Source organism: Enterococcus sp. AZ084 (genome assembly GCF_051714905.1).
GTDB lineage: Bacteria > Bacillota > Bacilli > Lactobacillales > Enterococcaceae > Enterococcus_B > Enterococcus_B pernyi.
The window spans coordinates 1-16,734 of the sequence record NZ_JBIOSS010000002.1; the positions used below are offsets into that span (position 1 = coordinate 1).

At 35.6% G+C, this 16,734-nt stretch carries 15 protein-coding genes and 3 pseudogenes; 17 read left to right on the forward strand and 1 reads right to left on the reverse strand.

Going from position 1 to position 16,734, the window contains the following annotated elements; all coding sequences use genetic code 11:
• The 8 genes and pseudogenes from IGI79_RS13905 to IGI79_RS13940 form a co-directional block, all read left to right on the forward strand.
• Window positions 1-417 (forward strand): annotated as a pseudogene (locus tag IGI79_RS13905) (DinB/UmuC family translesion DNA polymerase); the annotation flags it as partial.
• Window positions 410-745: pseudogene (locus IGI79_RS13910) on the forward strand (hypothetical protein). The pseudogenes IGI79_RS13905 and IGI79_RS13910, both read left to right, overlap by 8 nt.
• Window positions 746-1,231: 486 nt before the next feature.
• Window positions 1,232-1,801, forward strand: coding sequence for a recombinase family protein (locus tag IGI79_RS13915; RefSeq protein ID WP_438846077.1), 570 nt, complete (start codon window positions 1,232-1,234; stop codon window positions 1,799-1,801).
• 297 nt (window positions 1,802-2,098) lie between these two features.
• Window positions 2,099-2,461, forward strand: a complete 363-nt coding sequence (locus tag IGI79_RS13920) for an LPXTG cell wall anchor domain-containing protein (protein WP_438749110.1) — start codon at window positions 2,099-2,101, stop codon at window positions 2,459-2,461.
• An 11-nt stretch (window positions 2,462-2,472) separates the two neighbouring features.
• Window positions 2,473-3,315 (forward strand): WxL domain-containing protein, encoded by an 843-nt coding sequence (locus IGI79_RS13925; protein WP_438749108.1) that lies wholly within the window; start codon window positions 2,473-2,475, stop codon window positions 3,313-3,315.
• Between the two features lie 93 nt (window positions 3,316-3,408).
• Window positions 3,409-4,470, forward strand: a complete 1,062-nt coding sequence (locus IGI79_RS13930) for a DUF916 and DUF3324 domain-containing protein (protein WP_438846078.1) — start codon at window positions 3,409-3,411, stop codon at window positions 4,468-4,470.
• A 1-nt stretch (window position 4,471) separates the two neighbouring features.
• Window positions 4,472-6,676, forward strand: coding sequence for a WxL domain-containing protein (locus IGI79_RS13935; protein ID WP_438846079.1), 2,205 nt, complete (start codon window positions 4,472-4,474; stop codon window positions 6,674-6,676).
• A 171-nt stretch (window positions 6,677-6,847) separates the two neighbouring features.
• Window positions 6,848-7,165 (forward strand): annotated as a pseudogene (locus tag IGI79_RS13940) (DUF7006 family protein); the annotation flags it as partial.
• A 28-nt stretch (window positions 7,166-7,193) separates the two neighbouring features.
• Here IGI79_RS13940 and IGI79_RS13945 read toward each other — a convergent pair.
• Complete coding sequence (locus IGI79_RS13945) at window positions 7,194-7,769, reverse strand: recombinase family protein (protein WP_430395223.1); 576 nt, start codon at window positions 7,767-7,769, stop codon at window positions 7,194-7,196.
• 239 nt (window positions 7,770-8,008) lie between these two features.
• On the opposite strand from IGI79_RS13945, the gene mazE reads away from it, so the two are divergent.
• The 9 genes from mazE to IGI79_RS13990 all read left to right on the forward strand — a co-directional run bounded on the left by mazE (window position 8,009) and on the right by IGI79_RS13990 (window position 14,643).
• Window positions 8,009-8,239 (forward strand): type II toxin-antitoxin system PemI/MazE family antitoxin, encoded by a 231-nt coding sequence (mazE, locus tag IGI79_RS13950; protein WP_195514590.1) that lies wholly within the window; start codon window positions 8,009-8,011, stop codon window positions 8,237-8,239.
• A complete protein-coding gene (locus IGI79_RS13955) occupies window positions 8,239-8,580 on the forward strand; it encodes a type II toxin-antitoxin system PemK/MazF family toxin (protein WP_347082397.1) in 342 nt (113 codons plus the stop codon). Before mazE ends, IGI79_RS13955 begins: the two co-directional genes overlap by 1 nt.
• A 250-nt stretch (window positions 8,581-8,830) precedes the next feature.
• Entirely contained in the window at window positions 8,831-9,061 is a 231-nt protein-coding gene (locus tag IGI79_RS13960; protein WP_438749101.1) for a hypothetical protein, read from the forward strand.
• A 109-nt stretch (window positions 9,062-9,170) separates the two neighbouring features.
• The gene (locus IGI79_RS13965; protein ID WP_347082401.1) at window positions 9,171-9,401 is read left to right on the forward strand and encodes a hypothetical protein; all 231 of its coding nucleotides are present in this window, start codon (window positions 9,171-9,173) and stop codon (window positions 9,399-9,401) included.
• A gap of 61 nt (window positions 9,402-9,462) precedes the next feature.
• Window positions 9,463-10,716 (forward strand): efflux RND transporter periplasmic adaptor subunit, encoded by a 1,254-nt coding sequence (locus IGI79_RS13970; RefSeq protein ID WP_438749097.1) that lies wholly within the window; start codon window positions 9,463-9,465, stop codon window positions 10,714-10,716.
• The gene (locus IGI79_RS13975) at window positions 10,703-11,386 is read left to right on the forward strand and encodes an ABC transporter ATP-binding protein (protein WP_347082405.1); all 684 of its coding nucleotides are present in this window, start codon (window positions 10,703-10,705) and stop codon (window positions 11,384-11,386) included. The genes IGI79_RS13970 and IGI79_RS13975 overlap by 14 nt, the downstream gene beginning before the upstream one ends.
• Window positions 11,387-11,392: 6 nt before the next feature.
• Window positions 11,393-12,625, forward strand: a complete 1,233-nt coding sequence (locus tag IGI79_RS13980) for an ABC transporter permease (protein WP_137072016.1) — start codon at window positions 11,393-11,395, stop codon at window positions 12,623-12,625.
• 12 nt (window positions 12,626-12,637) lie between these two features.
• Window positions 12,638-13,294: a response regulator transcription factor gene (locus tag IGI79_RS13985; protein ID WP_137072018.1), complete on the forward strand. Its 657-nt coding sequence runs from the start codon at window positions 12,638-12,640 to the stop codon at window positions 13,292-13,294.
• Window positions 13,291-14,643 carry a HAMP domain-containing sensor histidine kinase gene (locus IGI79_RS13990; protein WP_137073114.1) on the forward strand — a complete coding sequence of 451 codons (1,353 nt, stop codon included), beginning with the start codon at window positions 13,291-13,293 and terminating at the stop codon, window positions 14,641-14,643. Before IGI79_RS13985 ends, IGI79_RS13990 begins: the two co-directional genes overlap by 4 nt.
• The last annotated feature ends 2,091 nt before the right edge of the window (window positions 14,644-16,734 follow it).

The following is a 16,734-nucleotide window of genomic DNA, read 5'->3' on the forward strand; positions in this document are numbered from 1 at the left end:
TCGACAACATAAGTGCAAGACTGGTTGTGTTCGCTTGTATATAGGTACGTCGATTCTGGAAACAAAGTCAGGGTTTTCGCACCAAATGAAAATCCCGCTCACTGATAATACGAAAGAGTTTAAGTACTACTGTCTTTATCTATTCAACAAATATTATCAAGGACAAGAAGTAAGGCACGTTGGAATTACTTACAGTAAGCTCGTTTATACTGATTCGCTTTAGCTAGATTTGTTTAGTGATCCACAACAACAGATTAATGAGAAAAAACTAGATAAGATTATAGACAAGATCCACCAGAAATATGGATTTACGTCGATTGTACACGCTTCTTCTAAGTTAGAAAGCGCACGTAGTATTACTGAAGTACACTAGTTGGAGGGCATGCTGGCGGAAATGGAGGGCTTAATAATGATTGATTACAACGATCGAGGTCGTCTAAAGTGGGCAGGTTTCTATCTCTCGGATCACACAGAAAAGATCGATGCCGACGTCGAGCAACGAGCCAATCAAAACTTGGCCAAATAGCAGATGACAACGGAAGAGATTACGGAAGTATTGAACGCTGCTGTCCTGAAAAGAAAAGTTGTTTGTATCCAAAAGGAAGAACGTGATACTGAAGGCTACTATCTGGATGATATTAAGGGAGAAATTCATGGTTATGATGAACTAGGTATTTTTATTGGAGAGCATAAGGTCCATTACGATGAAATTCGCCACATTGAAATCCAGGAGTTAGATAAATAGAGTCAGCTATGAATATTATTCAGCAGTATGAGTTACGGTATATTAACTTTGAGCAGTTGTCAGAAGAACTTTGTGGATATGGACAAGTGGAGGAATCTATTAGTATAGTTCTGCTATAGGAATATCATCAAATTACCGAATACATGGAACATAGAAAATAAAAATACAAGATAGCGAAATAAAAAAAGCACAAGAAACATTGATAGATTCAATTGAAATGAATTCACCGTTAATCAATCGAAGTAGACTTCGATTGATTATTTTTTGTTCTGAATTGTTTTTGTTAAACTAAGTTCTGAATCAAGCAAAAATACTACGGAAATTTAGAAAGTTACGGTATCCATAAGCGACTCGTTAGATGTTTTTTTATTACAGTAGTAATTTTTACAGTAAGTCATTGTATAATTGTCTCTACTCATATCTATTCTATAAATATATTATTGATAATTATGAGTCTTTTATTAGATAACTTATTGGAGGAATTATATGACTAGAAAAATTTACGGCTATGCTCGGGTTTCAACTAAACAACAAGATCTTTCGCGGCAATTAGATTTATTAGAAACTTATCACTGTGAAAAAATCTATACTGAAAAAATTAGTGGTGTCCGTGCAAGTCGTCCTGAACTAAATAAACTAAAAAAACGTGTAAAGTCCGGTGATCAAATAGTCATTGAGAGCTTCTCACGGTTTGGACGTAGCACAAAAGATTTAATTAACCTTGTTTATTTTTTTGAGAAAAAAGGAGTTAAAATAATCAGTATAAAAGAAAATTTTGATACTCAAACTCCCCAGGGAAAATTAATGATCACCGTTTTCCAAGCTTTTAGTCAATTTGAACGAGATATTATTGTTGAAAGGACCCTTGAAGGATTAAACTCTGCACGAGCAAGAGGTAAGGTTGGCGGTCGGCCAAAGGTAAATCAAGAAGTTCTTCAAGAATCACTCTCATTACATCTTATAAAAGGATTATCTGTCTCAGAAGTTTGTAAAAAAACTGGGATTAAACAATCAACTTTTTATCGCTATTTAAAACAAGAGAGGAATCTTTCTTAATAGAGTTAATGCTCATGGCAAGTATCTATTTAGTGACCAAATAAATATATCACTTTATTTTTAAAAATATTTCTGATATAGTATAATATAAGTAAAATTAATATATAATAGCTATTGGATTAATTTTATTTCTCAAAAATCTTCGTTTTTAATAATTAATATCCGTTATTTGTTCTCTGAAATAGAAAACCTAATCTAACAACTTTTTTCAAGACATTCGATTGAATCGGATGTCTTTTTTGTTGTCCCTTTAAAAACGAAGATTTTTGAGACATCTAAGAATATAGGGGGAGGGATATGAAACACCAAAAAAGATACATACTAAGTATGGGTATGTTACTGATTCAAGTATATGTACCACTAGTAGTTTATGGGACAGAAGTACGCTCTGTGGAAACAGAAGGTACGATTGGTTTTACTGGCATATATGAAACACCAGGAACACCAGATCCAGCACCGGAAGGTGCGATCAAACCAGATTTACCAAAAGAAATTGCTCAACACCCCTCAGGGGTCAGTCACCCAACAGCCAGAAGATTACCGAAAACAAACGAGGAAAAGATGCGCATTTGGTCAATGTTTGGTCTCTTGCTTGTCATCATAGTACTTGGCTTTTGGTTTTGGCGGCACAAAAAGAAAAAAACAAATAAAAGAAAGTAGGATTTAAATACATGGAATTCGTTAGATTAGTAACCATTGCAGCATTAAGCTCAACCATTTTTGTTGGAGGAATCACAGCCTTCGCAGCTGAACTACCCGAGGAAACATCAAAAGAAGTACGTAATGTCACTACGGATGGAACGATTGAATTTACACCAAATGAAGAGGAAGACCTAGTCGTTATTCCACCAGAAGATGGGCCAGATGTAGACGTTGAGCCTGAAGTGCCAGGAACGACCGGACCTTTATCGATCATGAAAGCTGTCACGATGAATTTCGGTCCACAAGTGATCTCGAATCAGGATCAAACCTACAATATGATTGCAGAAAAGCAACAAAAAGCGGGTACGACGGGTGAAGAAAATAAAGTCCCTTATGTCAGTTTTGCGCAAGTACAAGATGTCCGAGGAACGAATGCTGGTTGGGACCTGCAAGTACGTATGACCGACTTTAAAGCAACGAAAGAAACAGTCAATGATACCTTGCTTGGGGCAGAGATTTCATTGTTAAGCCCAAGAATTCAGTATGAAGGAAGTACCCCTGGGAATACGCCAGTAGCTCATACAAGTGGATTGAAATTGATCCCAAATGCTTCTGCTGTATCCGTGATGACCGCAGAAAAAGATAAAGGTGCTGGTGTTTCTTCCGTTGTTTGGGGCAATCAAGCAGACTTAAACGCACAAGAAGCGGACGATAAGGTTGACGTGGTGACAAATAATGCGATCCAATTATTTGTTCCTGGTAAGACAGCGAAAGATGCGGCACAATACAAATCCACACTAACTTGGGAATTATCCAATATACCTGATAATAATGAAGATATTGATAAATCAGGTGAAAATGGCGCCGTATAGTTTTGACGAAACCGAGGGTTTCAGCTGATAGAAGTGAACGGTGTAGCGTTACAATTTTGTAGCGCTACTTTCTTTAAAGAAAGGAGTAAATGAATGAAACAAGCAAGTACATATCGAAAAAATAAAATCCAACAAGCAGGGCTAGTATTGCTTATGGTGTTCGTCAGTTTGTTGGCACCAATGCGCGTAGGGGCAGAAGAAGGAACCTTAAATTTTTATGTGACACCGGAATTCTCAGATAATCAAACAGCAGGTAACAAACGTTACTTTCAGTTAACCCTTGCGCCAGATACGACAGAAAAACTAACGTTGAAACTACAAAACGCAAACGCAGAAGCAAAGAAAATCAAAATCACGCCACATACTGCTTATACGAACGTGATGGGGGTTGTAGAATACGGGCAAGACGCGGAAAAAGCAGATCCAACACTCAAGTATTCACTGGATAAATTGATTGAACAACCCGAAATTATCGAGCTTAGTGGTAACAAAACAAAGACTGTTACGCTCAATCTGAAGATGCCTAAAGAAGCCTTCGAAGGCTTCTTAGCGGGTGGCTTACGAATCGAAGAAGTCAAAGAAGACACAACGGAAGAAACAAGCGACGAAGAAGGGGTCGCCATCCAAAATGAGTTTGCCTATATCATCGGTGTGGTGGTGAGTAATAACCAAGACGCCGTGCAACCTGATTTAGAGTTGGTAGATGTTTTTGCCGATCAACTCAACTATCGCAATGTCATCAGTGCGAATCTACAAAACTTTACTCCGACATTCGTGAATCGCTTAGAAGTCGAAGCCACAGTGCAACAAGTGGATAAAGAAGAAATTTTATACCAAGCCAGTCAAGAACAAATGCAAATGGCGCCAAACTCGAATTTCAACTTTCCGATTTCTTTAGAAGGCGATCGCTTTCGTAGTGGGGAGTATCTATTGAAAATGACGGCACGTTCAGGAGAAGAGGAATGGCAATGGGAACGGAAATTTACGATCGAGGCGGACAAAGCTCGAGCATTGAATCAACAAGATGTCACGATTGATACGAGTCTCAATTGGTGGCTCGTTGCAGCGATTAGCCTGATTATTCTATTGTTGTTGATTATCATTTGGCTACTTATTAAGAAACAAAGAGCTGAAAAAAATGAGGAGAACCAGTAAAATGAAAATAAAAAAGGTCTTAGTCGTGGCAAGTACTAGTCTTCTTTGTTTTCATTCGATCTTTTTTCCAGTGATTTCAACGAGTACACCTATCTTCGCTATCGAGCAGTCCAAAGCACTACCGAAAGAACCTGAATTATTGGATCCACTGGAAAATACGACAGAAACACAGGCGCCTACTTTTTCATTCGAAGAAAATAAAGAGTCATATACGGCAGGTCAACAGTTCTTCTTAGTCGTACATGTCAGTCAAGAAGTTTCCGAGTTTGTGATGGATCTCCCGAAGGGAGTCAGTATCTTAGAAGACCAGCAATCTACCGATATTCAATTCGCCAATATAGAAGGAAATCAGTGGCAGGTGAAGGCGAATTCTCCACAAGTGACCTTTTCCATTCCACTAGTTGTAGAAAAAGAAGGAACATATGAAATAACGGTTGGAAAATCAAAAACGATGCTTAACATTCAACCAGAGGAGAGTCAACAAACGACTGATCAAGAAATTATTTCTTCAGAAGAAAAAGAACCATCGAATATTGTAGAATCAATAGTAGAGGATGAAATGAATACCAATCAGGAAACTGAAGATCATCGGGTCGACGCTGCTAAAAATGGGATGTGGGGAACCGTGAGTTGGACCTGGGAATCGTCCACTCGTACGATTACCTTGCAGGGAGGAACTGCTGGATCTTTAAACTCAAGCCCATGGAGAATCCATACAGATGTTGTAAGAATTATAGTCGGGAATAGAGTGATCCTGCCGGCAAATTCAGGTTGGCTATTTTGGTCATTGCCAAATTTGGAAAGAATTGATAATGCGGAAAGATTTGACACCTCAAATGTCACTAATATGAATAATATGTTTGGTGGAAGCCCTAGCTTAAAAACGTTAGATCTTTCAAACTGGGATACATCGAACGTTACCGATATGGGATTTATGTTCAATGATGTAAGGAATCTAGAAACCTTAAATGTTTCCAATTGGAATACGTCAAATGTTACTAGTATGAGAACGATGTTTCAGAATGCTGAAAGTCTAACAGGGATAGATGTTTCAAGCTGGAATACATCGAGTGTTACCGATATGGGATGGATGTTCAATCGTGCAAGGAATCTAGAAACTCTAAATGTTTCCAATTGGAATACGACAAATGTTTCTGAAGCTACTAGTATGTTTTTTAATACGACCAATCTTTCAGAGCTTCATCTAGGCACAAGGTCTCGATTTGATCATTTGGCGAGTCCGCCTACTATGCCTACCATTACTTCTTCGGATAACTATACTGGTAGCTGGGTTTATTATTTGAATCAAGCAAATACAATTCCTGAAGCCTATATTACCTCTTCTTCAGCTAATTTTTGGCGGGAATACGATGGTAGTAATCCAGGTACTTATCAGTGGCAAAAAAAAGGATCAGTAGCCGTTCATTACAGAGATATCAATGATCAAGAAATTATCGCTTCAGAAATCATTACTGGTGGGATACGTGAACCATTTCAAATTGAAGAAAAAGCAATTGAAGGGTATAAGTTACAAGAAATTCCAGATAATACTTCCGGTCGATTTACTGAAGAAGAACAACCCGTCATTTTTCGATACATGAAAAATGCAGTAAATCCTGTAGATCCATTAAATCCAGAAATTGAAGTTGACCCAGAAAGTAAACCAAATCTACCTGAAGATCAAGGACTATTAAGTATTGACTTTGTTTCATCTTTTAACTTTGGTTCACAATCTATTTCGGTTAATGACCAAACCTATTATGCACAACCACAGCGCTTACTAAATGAAGATGGGACGGTTAAAGAGACAGAAGAACGCCCAAACTATGTTCAGATCAGTGATCGACGCCCAGAATCTGAGCGCAATGGTTGGGAATTAGCAGTCACGCAACAAGAACAATTTAAAGGGAAAGAAAACCAAGTATTGACTGGCGCTAGTATAACTCTGTTAAACCAACAAGTCGTTACTGCTCAAGGCGGAACCGCTCCAGAACTTCAATCCGTTCATCCCCTAATACCTGGAAATCGCCAAAGATTGCTCAAAGCACAAGGTAGTGAAGGTATGGGGACTTGGATCTATCGGTTTGGTGATGCAGAAACAGTAAAAGAAAGTGTGGCACTCAATGTACCAAAAGGAGCGAATCCAGAAGCAACTACTTATTCGACCAAGTTGACGTGGGAATTAAGTAGTGTGCCTGACAATTAGAAAAGCATTCCATTTTCTCTCCTTTTACTATAACTTTACAAACTTTGATAAATCAAAAAATTGTTATCCAGAATGCCGATCTAAATACTGTAGTTAGATCCATAAAAATGAAGACAAAAGGAAAGGAGAATGTAAGATGAAACCACTCTAACAAAGGATGAATATCTACGTCAGTTTCAAGAAAGAATGTCACATGACAAAAAAGAAAACGAAGAACTGAATGCGTACTTAACACAACAGTTCGAGGAACTCAATCAATTGATAAGCACGATTTCACCAGACAATTTTTGGGGAAATCTCCCTAAAATTATAGGGATTGATGCGAAACTAACACTAATGGCAGAAATAATTTGTTACGACGATAGTAAATTGCCAATAAAAGAGATTTTGCGGCTTGTAGAGACGGACTACCGTACGTATTTTAAGGAACTTTGTGGCAATGATCTGAGTGCAAACAATAAATATTCGATGGTATTTAATGTAGTATAAATTTCTATGAAAAGGAAACACCTAAGAACTACTTAGGTGTTTCCTTTTCCACTATCTTACCAAGATAACGATAAATGGTTGTTCGAGAAACATTCCATCGTTCGGCAATCTTCTTAATAGGCGTACCGTTATCTACTAGAGTCTTCAGTAGTTCCAAATCCTGAGAGGTTAACTTCTCAGGGCGACCACCAAACCTTCCTCTTGCACGTGCAGCTTCTCTTCCAGCAGCCGATCTTTCTAAAATCAAATTGCGCTCAAATTCGGCAAAAGCCGCAAACAAATGAAACATAAGTTGTCCCGTAGAGCTAGATTTGTCCATTGTAATATTTTCTTGAAGACTATGAAAACTCACACCACGTTCATTCAAACGATTAACGATCGAAATCAGATCTTCCATATTTCTTCCCAGCCGATCCAAACGCCAAACCACGAGAGTATCTCCAGAACGAACAAAATCGATGGCCATTTCCAATCCTGGTCGATTACTTTTTGCTCCACTCATATGATCGGTGAAAATCTTTTCACAACCAAATTTGTTTAAACTATCTTCTTGTAAATCTAAATTTTGTAATCCAGTAGACACTCGAGCGTATCCTATTTTCAAAAAAATCACTCCTAACTAAAATCTATTGTAACATAACTTTATCTATATAGATTAAATGAACATAGATTTTGGTATGGGTTTATGAACACTAAAAGTATAGAAAAATTTAAAATTAAGGTGAAAAAATGAAGTGTCCAGAAACGGACGGTTTTATGTACACCGAATACATAAATAAATATTTTAAAACTATTGCGTTACTTAGTGTTGTTTATTATCATTAAATAAAAGAGGTGATATCCATGCTTATTACAAAATCTAGATTACAAGGAAGTTCTGTAGTGATTACTCTTCCGTCTGATAATGGTAAAAAACCTTCAGATAACCAAGAATATATCGTTGTATATTCTGATGATGGAACAATTACGTTAGTTCCTAAAATCGATGATCCATTTAGTGGAGGAGAAGAATCTGAGTATTATGAAAAAGATGAATGGGAAGATTTAACTCCTGAAGGGAGAGAAATTTTATAGTGTCAGAAGATAAAAATTACATTCCTAAAAAAGGGGATATAGTTTGGATTGATTTTGATCCTTTAACAGGAAACGAAATTCAAAAGAGACGTCCAGGATTAGTTGTTTCTCGATATGAGTTTAATCGGAAGACAATGTTTGCGGTAATTTGTCCAATTACTTCTACTATAAAGAATCTACCGACGCGCTATTCTCTTCCTGAAGATTTAGATACAAATGGGCAAGTACTTATTTCGCAATTAAAATCACTAGATTTCAAGAAAAGAAAACTCAAAAAGGTAGAAAATTTACCTTTACAAGATATGGCTAAAATTGATCAGATTATCCAGTATATATGTTAAATATTGTAAATCTAATTACGATACTTAAGGCTGTAGACAAACTCTTATATTCGGAGTGTTGTTTGCAGTCTGAACAATCCAATGATCACTTGGATTGTTTTTTTGTGTGTGAAATTTAAGCGCTATCTTTTTGTTCGGAAAAATTACATAAAAAACAGATTAGCTTTAGAAAGAGAATAGGTCTGTAATGTATGATAGTAAATATAACAAGAGAAACATAACTAAAACAAATAAAAGAGGATGGTTTTTTATGATGAAAAAAGGAACAAAGTATAAAGGGTATCTAGTATTAGTATTTTCGATCGGTCTTTTAGCAGCATGCAGTTCAGAGACCAAAGATACAAGTGAATCAGAGATGCCCAATGTAAAAAGTGAGCGAAAAGTAACCGTGGATGGAAAGGAATGGACTGAACGTGTATTGGATGATGGAATGGTTGTTCGGACGCCAGATGAAGAAGAGTCGGAAAAAAGCGAAGATTAAGTATAATTTGACTATTCTAAGAGCACTTTTTTTATGATTGATCTTAATGAAGGAGCAAAAGTATAACAAGAGAAACATAACTAAAACAAATGGAAGAGGATGATTTTTTATGATGAAAGAAGGAACAAAGTATAAAGGTTATCTGGTATTAATATGTTCTATCGGTCTTTTAGCAGCATGCAGTTCAGAGACCAAAGATACAAGTGAATCAGAGATGCCAAAAGTAAAAAGTGAACGAAAAATAACCGTGGATGGGAAAGAAGGAACAGAAAAAATTTTAGATAATGGAACGGTTGTTCAAGAGTTTGAGGAAGAAGTCTCGGAAAAAGAAGAAGAATGAGCTTTGGATAGAATTATATAAGCGCTTTTCTAATGACTGATCTGAATGAAGGAGTAGGTACATGAAGCCTAAAAAAAGAAAAAAATTCAACCGAAAATGGTATTTGCCAGTAGCAGTCATCACCGTTTTACTAGTGGTTGGTGCAATCAGTATAGTTGCTTCTAGTGGGAAAACAAAAGAAGAAAATTCAGAAACAAATATTGAAGCCCGGTCTGTCAAATCCCTTATTGATGAGGTGAAAGCGGCGAATTTGATTTTAGCAGGAAAAGTCATGCCAAACAATAGCAACAAAATCAAAATTGATCCAGAACGAGGAACAGTGAAAGATATTCTGGTAAATGAAGGAGATGTCGTAGAAAAAGGGCAACCTTTGTTTACATACCAAACGGATCAACAGAGAAAAGTTGTGGAAGCTGAAATGGACGTAGAAATCAAAGTGAGAGCAGTAGAACAAGCACGAGTGACTGCAAATCAAAAATGGACAGCACATAACCAAAAAGTAGCAGAGCTTGGAAAAGCAAGACAAGATTATGCGAAGGAAAAATCCGAAGAGTTACAAAGTACGATCAAAGCATTAGAAGGAGAAATCACTGGTCTACATGCAGAAGCTATTGCTGGCGACAATGAAGTGAAGAATGCCGAAACAGAATTAAGAAGGGCACAGTTACTTCAGGAAAACGAAAAAGAACGACTGAATGAAGACACAGTGACAGCTGATCACTCAGGAAGAATCAAATCGTTGAATCGTGACTTAGTCAATCAATCAAAAGAACGTCAAAAAGAAGATAATTTTATGGAGATCCTTGATGATTCGAACTTGTATGTGGATGGTCAAGTCACTGAATTTGATCGTGAAAAAGTCGCTGTCGATCAGCGAGTTGAAATCATGGATCGTAAAGATCAAGAGAACACTTGGCAAGGAACCATTGTGCAGGTGGCAAATTTAACAAGTGATGCAAAACAAGAGGATCAAAAAGAAGAGAACCCTAATTTATCTAAGTTTCCTTACAAAGTTAAGATCGATCCAAAAGAAGAAATGCCACTGATTGGTTCCAATGTGTATGTCAATATTTTACCACAAGGTTTTGTGCCAGGAAAAGTGATCATCAACCAAAGATACCTCATCGAAAAAGATGAAAAATATTATGTATGGAAAGTCGAAAATAATCGGATCAAAGAGCATGAAGTAAAGGTTAATCTGATGGATGATGAACTTGCAGAAATAGTTGAAGGATTGACTGTTGAAGATCAACTTGCTTTGCCTCAAACAGGAATGGTCGAGGGAATGGAGGTTGGTGCAAGTGTTGACGCTTAACAACATTCAGAAGTCATATTGGCAAGGCGGGAAAGAACTAAAAGTCCTTAAAGATATCTCTTTGCAAATCAATGAAGGAGAATTGGTCGCAATTATGGGGCCATCGGGGTCAGGAAAGTCGACGTTGATGAATATCATTGGTTGTCTGGATACGGCTACATCAGGGGATTATATCGTTGAAGGAACGGATGTCAAAACATTAGCGGACAATTCATTAGCTGATTTTCGTAATGCAAAAATCGGCTTTGTTTTCCAGAATTTCAATCTCATGCCAAAATTAACCGTTTCGCAAAATGTGGAAATGCCCTTAACGTATAAAAAAGTCAATAAAAAAGAGCGGCGTAAGCGTGCCTTAGATATGTTGCAATTAGTAGGATTAGAGGATCGAAGTGAATTCAAACCGATGGAATTATCAGGAGGACAAAAGCAACGTGTCGCAATTGCGAGAGCTTTAGTGACTAACCCTAGTTTTGTTTTAGGTGATGAGCCGACAGGGGCACTTGATACAAAAACCAGTAGCCAAATCATGGACCTTTTTAAAGAATTCCACCAAGCAGGAAAAACAATTATTCTAATTACCCATGAGCCAGAAATCGCAGCGTTATGTCAGCGAACGATCACTTTACGAGATGGTCAAATAATCAGCGACGAACAGAATGAAGTGAGGTGATCAAGAATGGAAGAAATCAGATTTGCCTTACAATCGATTTTTGCTCATAAGATGCGTTCGGTATTGACTATGCTAGGTGTCATTATTGGAATTGCTGCAATTATTTCGATTTTCAGCATCATCGGTGGAAACACCGAAAAAATGAAACGAGAAATGATTGGTGGTAACAATAATACGATGAACATCCAATACGATAAAAAAAGTTCATTCCAAAGTGGAAACCTATTTGGGGGAGGCCTATCAGAAAAGGAAGAAAAAAAACCGTTATACCTTCCGTTTTTACGTGAAGATGTATTAAATAAAATTAATGAGATACCAGAGGTCTTAGCAAGTGGCTTGTCATATCAAAAAGATGGGAAAATCTATAGGAAAGCAAAAGGGGCTGACGCCAAAGTTTCTGCTGTCACTTCTTCTGTTGAGGATTTGGAGCAATTAAACTTCATCAAAGGGGAAGGTTTTGCTTCTCAAGCCTTCAAGGAGCAACAACAAGCCATTTTTCTGGAAGATTCCTTGTATGACGAATTATTTCCCAATGAAGAAGGGATCGGACAGTTTGTCGAAGTGAATGGCGTGCCATTCAAAGTTCAAGGGGTATTTCAGTTAGATCCCAATAGTAGTAATCTATTTAGCTTTGAGAAAAGAGCTTATGTTCCTTTACAGCAAGCACATAAACTATCTGATGAGTTAGATATTGTGCCACTTGTCACGATCCAAACAAATAATACCGATCAATTACAAGGCGCTGCAGAAAAAGCAGCAGAGATTCTTAATCAACAGATCCCACCATCCGATTATGAATATGGGGTAATGAATCTGAAAGACTTTGCCAGAGAATTGGAACGAATGAACCAGTCAAGTTTTATTCTCTTGTCCGGTATAGCAAGTATCTCGTTATTAGTAGGGGGGATCGGTGTGATGAATATCATGTTAGTCTCTGTCACGGAAAGAACGAAAGAAATCGGGATAAAGAAAGCACTCGGCGCAAGAAGAAAAATTATTTTAAAACAATTTTTAGTAGAAGCGGTAGTCTTGACATTGATTGGTGGGATACTGGGGATACTTATAGGCTTACTAAGTGGCTATGTTATCACACAGTCGCTTGATTATCCTTATATTGTGTCTGTACTGTCTATTATCGTTAGCTTAGTTTTTTGTTCCCTAATGGGTGTGATATTTGGCTTATTACCAGCGATGAAAGCATCCAAATTAAACCCTATTGAGGCATTACGCTTTGAATAAGGAGAGAGTGATATGGAAAGAATTTTAGTGGTTGAAGATGAATATATGATCAATCAAATCGTGACGGAGTTTTTAAAAGAGCGTAAATATGAAGTTTATTCAGTAAGGAGTGGCGAACAAGCATTGGAAGTTTTTGCTGAAGAAACATTTGACTTGATCCTATTGGACATTATGTTGCCTGGGATAAGGGGGACGGATGTTTTAAAGAAAATTCGGGAAACGTCGGATGTGCCGATCATCATGCTGACTGCCTTGGATGATGAATATACGCAGTTGCTCAGTTTTTCTCATTTGATCAGTGACTATGTCGTCAAACCTTTTTCCCCACTTATTTTGATCAAACGGATCGAAAATGTGTTTCGGATGAATCAAGGAAATCCCCACATCACTGTCGGGGAGTACGCCATTGATCTTGATGGTGGTCTTGTAAAATACCAAGAGGAAGAAATCCATTTAACAAGAAAAGAGTATGATATTTTAGTGATTCTAATAAGAAACAAAGGGAAAATCATCACGCGAGAACAATTAGTACATCAAGTTTGGTCGTATGAATATCAGTTGGAAAATCGAATATTAGATAATCATATAAAAAATATCCGAAAGAAAATGCCACTTTTATCAATAAAAACAATCAAAAATAGAGGCTACCAGCTTGAGGACAGCCCATGAGTATCATGCTGAAAAATTTTTTGTTTTCTGGGATCATCATTTTTCTAGTTTCGATTCTTTCGTTGATTGTTTTATATTTCACGATGCCTATCTACTATGAACGAATGAAGCTGAACGAAATAAACAAGGAATTCAATCAAGTGGCAAAGAGTATAGAGAACAAAGACTTAGCTACTATGCAAAAGGTGGTTGATCAATACTGGTTTGGAAGAGAACAAAGTCTTGATATCATGCTGATTAATAACAATGGTATGATCCTTGGTCCCTTCTTTGACGAGAATCTTGACTATTCAGGACTAAGTTTTGTACCTGATGAAACGAACCTTTATCAAGAAATTACTGACAAACAAGGTAACACTTATTATTTAGTTGGTATATACTCAATGCAACCAGTCGCAGAAGCAAGTCAAGTGTTACTTCATTTATATCCATTTATCATCATCGTCTCACTAATCATTGGGGGCATCGGCGCTTACTACTATAGTATTTATTCGACAAAAAAAATCAAAGAGATATCCAAAGTAACAGAAAAAATGATCGAATTAGATGCGGATATTCGTTGTGATGTCAAAGGTACGGATGAAATCTCACTTTTAGCGCAAGATATCAACCATCTATATGTTTCTTTGATCCAAACAATTGAAGTGTTAGAGCTTGAAGTAGCTAAAACGAAAGAATTGGAACAAGCAAAGTCAGAGTTTATGCAAATCGCTTCTCATGAATTGAAAACACCTGTTGCTTCATTGATGGGGCTGATTGATGGCATGATCTATAATGTCGGGAAATTTAAAGACAGAGAGCGTTATTTAGAAGTTTGTAAAAATATTTTGCAAGAACAAACAGAAATGATCAATAATATCCTCTTTGCCTCAAGAAACAATTTGCCTTCAGATGATGTGGTCTATGAAGAAGTCTCAATCAAAGAAATGATCGAACATAAATTGACTTCTTTCCGGATACTTGCGGAAGCAGAACAGAAAAAACTAGTCGTCAATCTAAAAGGGGAGAAAATCATCGGTAATAAAAATGATATTGATAAAATTTTAGATAACCTACTAAGTAATGCCTTCAAATATACGAAGCATGAGGGAGAAATCAGTCTGTTTTTTGATGGTAAACAATTAGTGATTGAAAACGAAGTGAATCAGATACTTACGGAGGAGGAATTAAGTAAGATTTTCCAACCTTTTTATCGACCGGATTTTAGCAGAAGTCGAGATACTGGAGGTTCTGGTTTAGGATTGTTTATCGTACAACAACTTTTTGAAAAATATGGCTGGGAGTATTCATTCAAGTCAACTGCTAATTCAAGGATGTGCTTTTCTGTCATTTTTGTTGAAAGCAGATAACAACCAAATTGCACAACTGCTATTTGCCAGGGACTTTGATTTTTTATTTTTACACACTCAACTGGAATGTACAAAACCACACTATACCATACCACTAAATAGTAAAGAACAACCCCATCCAAAAACTCACAATGTACTAGAAACTCTTGTAGAAAATTTAGTCCCTGGTGAGTAGCAGTTGTGCAATCAGGTTGTTATATAAAGTAAGAAAACAAGCGGTAATGATTTATGTGGACCGAAAAAAATTTGTTCTAATTTAAAAATAAGGACAGCTCATAAAAATGACAGTTGTATCGTAAATATAGATATTTTTATATTATATTGTCTTTGAGTACATGGAAGTGGATAACTAATCAATTATTTTAATTGTATATCGTTTTATTTCTTTACTAATTTTATAAGGGAACCAATTTGAACATTTTCCAATTATTTGAATGAAGCATTTAAAAACTCTAGGTAAAACAATATCAATTCTCTTTCTGTTTAGTGAGATAATTGTATAGCTTCTTAGCAGCTTTTTTCAATTACAATTTGTAGCACTCAAATACCATTATATTTGATAAATTGTATTGTACTTAAATTGGAAGACACATAAATCGTTATTTATTCTGTAGTGATGTGCTATTAAGTAGTATTTTTTTGTTTAATAGGATATCGCTATTTTAATAATATTTAAGGTTTAAAAAAAATTAATAGAAATGATTGCACTAATTAAGGATAATAGTTCACAAATTAATTTGATTTATTTTCAATTTTGCAAAAAATTCTCAGCTATTGACACGTAGTATATATTATATGACTAAGTGACAGTAACTCGGTATCTTTTCAGTTAGTATATAAATATCGAAGCAAAAAGTATGGAAAATAAGTATTTTTTAACCTTTATATAGAATTAACATAAACACAGAATAGTAGATATTCTTTAAATTATATTATATTAAATAGATAGTATGATATCAGTTTACAAATTTTAAATAATGAGATAATTTTCACAGGTTCAACAGAAGGTGCAAATAATGATTTTTATTTGAAGTATATTTCGGATAATGTAAATAAAAACATTTTAAAAAAGATAAGGAGTGAAATGAGTCTTGAGATTTTGATAACGATTGCTTATCGATGTGTATTATTATACCTGAATCCTTATTATTAAATTTAACCAGTAGAGTCATAATATTCGATTCTTTCTTCTATAACAATGTAGATAATTTCTATTATTTGATATTGCAAGGTTTTGTTGTAAACAAACTATTGTCGTTTTATTTATTCTTAAATAAAAAGGAAGCGTTTACTTGACGGTGTTACGCGTGATAATAAATGAAGATTAAACAAATTTTAGAATAATATATCATAGTGTCACAGTAACTATTTTAATGGGTGATTATCAATACTTTGAAGTTTCTAGTTTGGTATTTCAATGGAAATTGATTAAAAAAGATTAATGAAGATACCTAGAAAGAGAAATTATCTTCTGAATTATTATTTGCTAAAACTATAGTATTAATTTCTTCAGGATCCAGTATTTCAGTCTTTCTATAAGAAGGTTTCTCTAATCAAACTAAAAAAAGATAGTGAAATAGAAATTTCGAATTCACTTTAAAACCTTGAATAAAATAGATCCGAGTATATCGAAAAAATGGCTTATCCGCTTAATAATCAAAAATGAATGGGATTCCAAATGAAACTATTAGAATATCTATTCTTGGTGAACAAGGAACCAAAGTAATTCGTATTCATTTTCCATAAGAAGCAAAAAGGGATTGGGATAAGTTGCCTAACAATCAGATAGCCAGTCAAATAGTTGAGAATAATCGGTTAATAACGAGTCGAACAAGAAAGAGAAGGTTTTAACTTTAGACGATAGCGGATTTTATGAAGGTCATAATAAAGAAATATCAGAGTAAATTAAAACAGATATAGATATATTTAAGAATGTAGATCGAGTCACAAACTCAGTTGAGTATATTGATGATTTAAATAATAATTCAGTAGACGAAAAATGTATACAGAACAACTTTATATTATATTCTTCATTAAAAATTCTCATCAGAGATTTAATTATTCAGGAAATAAACACGAGATTAATTTCGA

Coding starts and splice junctions, on each gene's coding strand:
- IGI79_RS13970 (WP_438749097.1), top strand. CDS start 9,463: ATGAAGCCTAAAAAAAGAAAAAAATTCAACCGAAAATGGTATTTGCCA.
- IGI79_RS13980 (WP_137072016.1), top strand. CDS start 11,393: ATGGAAGAAATCAGATTTGCCTTACAATCGATTTTTGCTCATAAGATG.
- IGI79_RS13990 (WP_137073114.1), top strand. CDS start 13,291: ATGAGTATCATGCTGAAAAATTTTTTGTTTTCTGGGATCATCATTTTT.
- IGI79_RS13915 (WP_438846077.1), top strand. CDS start 1,232: ATGACTAGAAAAATTTACGGCTATGCTCGGGTTTCAACTAAACAACAA.
- IGI79_RS13935 (WP_438846079.1), top strand. CDS start 4,472: ATGAAAATAAAAAAGGTCTTAGTCGTGGCAAGTACTAGTCTTCTTTGT.
- IGI79_RS13920 (WP_438749110.1), top strand. CDS start 2,099: ATGAAACACCAAAAAAGATACATACTAAGTATGGGTATGTTACTGATT.
- IGI79_RS13925 (WP_438749108.1), top strand. CDS start 2,473: ATGGAATTCGTTAGATTAGTAACCATTGCAGCATTAAGCTCAACCATT.
- IGI79_RS13930 (WP_438846078.1), top strand. CDS start 3,409: ATGAAACAAGCAAGTACATATCGAAAAAATAAAATCCAACAAGCAGGG.
- mazE (WP_195514590.1), top strand. CDS start 8,009: ATGCTTATTACAAAATCTAGATTACAAGGAAGTTCTGTAGTGATTACT.
- IGI79_RS13965 (WP_347082401.1), top strand. CDS start 9,171: ATGATGAAAGAAGGAACAAAGTATAAAGGTTATCTGGTATTAATATGT.
- IGI79_RS13985 (WP_137072018.1), top strand. CDS start 12,638: ATGGAAAGAATTTTAGTGGTTGAAGATGAATATATGATCAATCAAATC.
- IGI79_RS13960 (WP_438749101.1), top strand. CDS start 8,831: ATGATGAAAAAAGGAACAAAGTATAAAGGGTATCTAGTATTAGTATTT.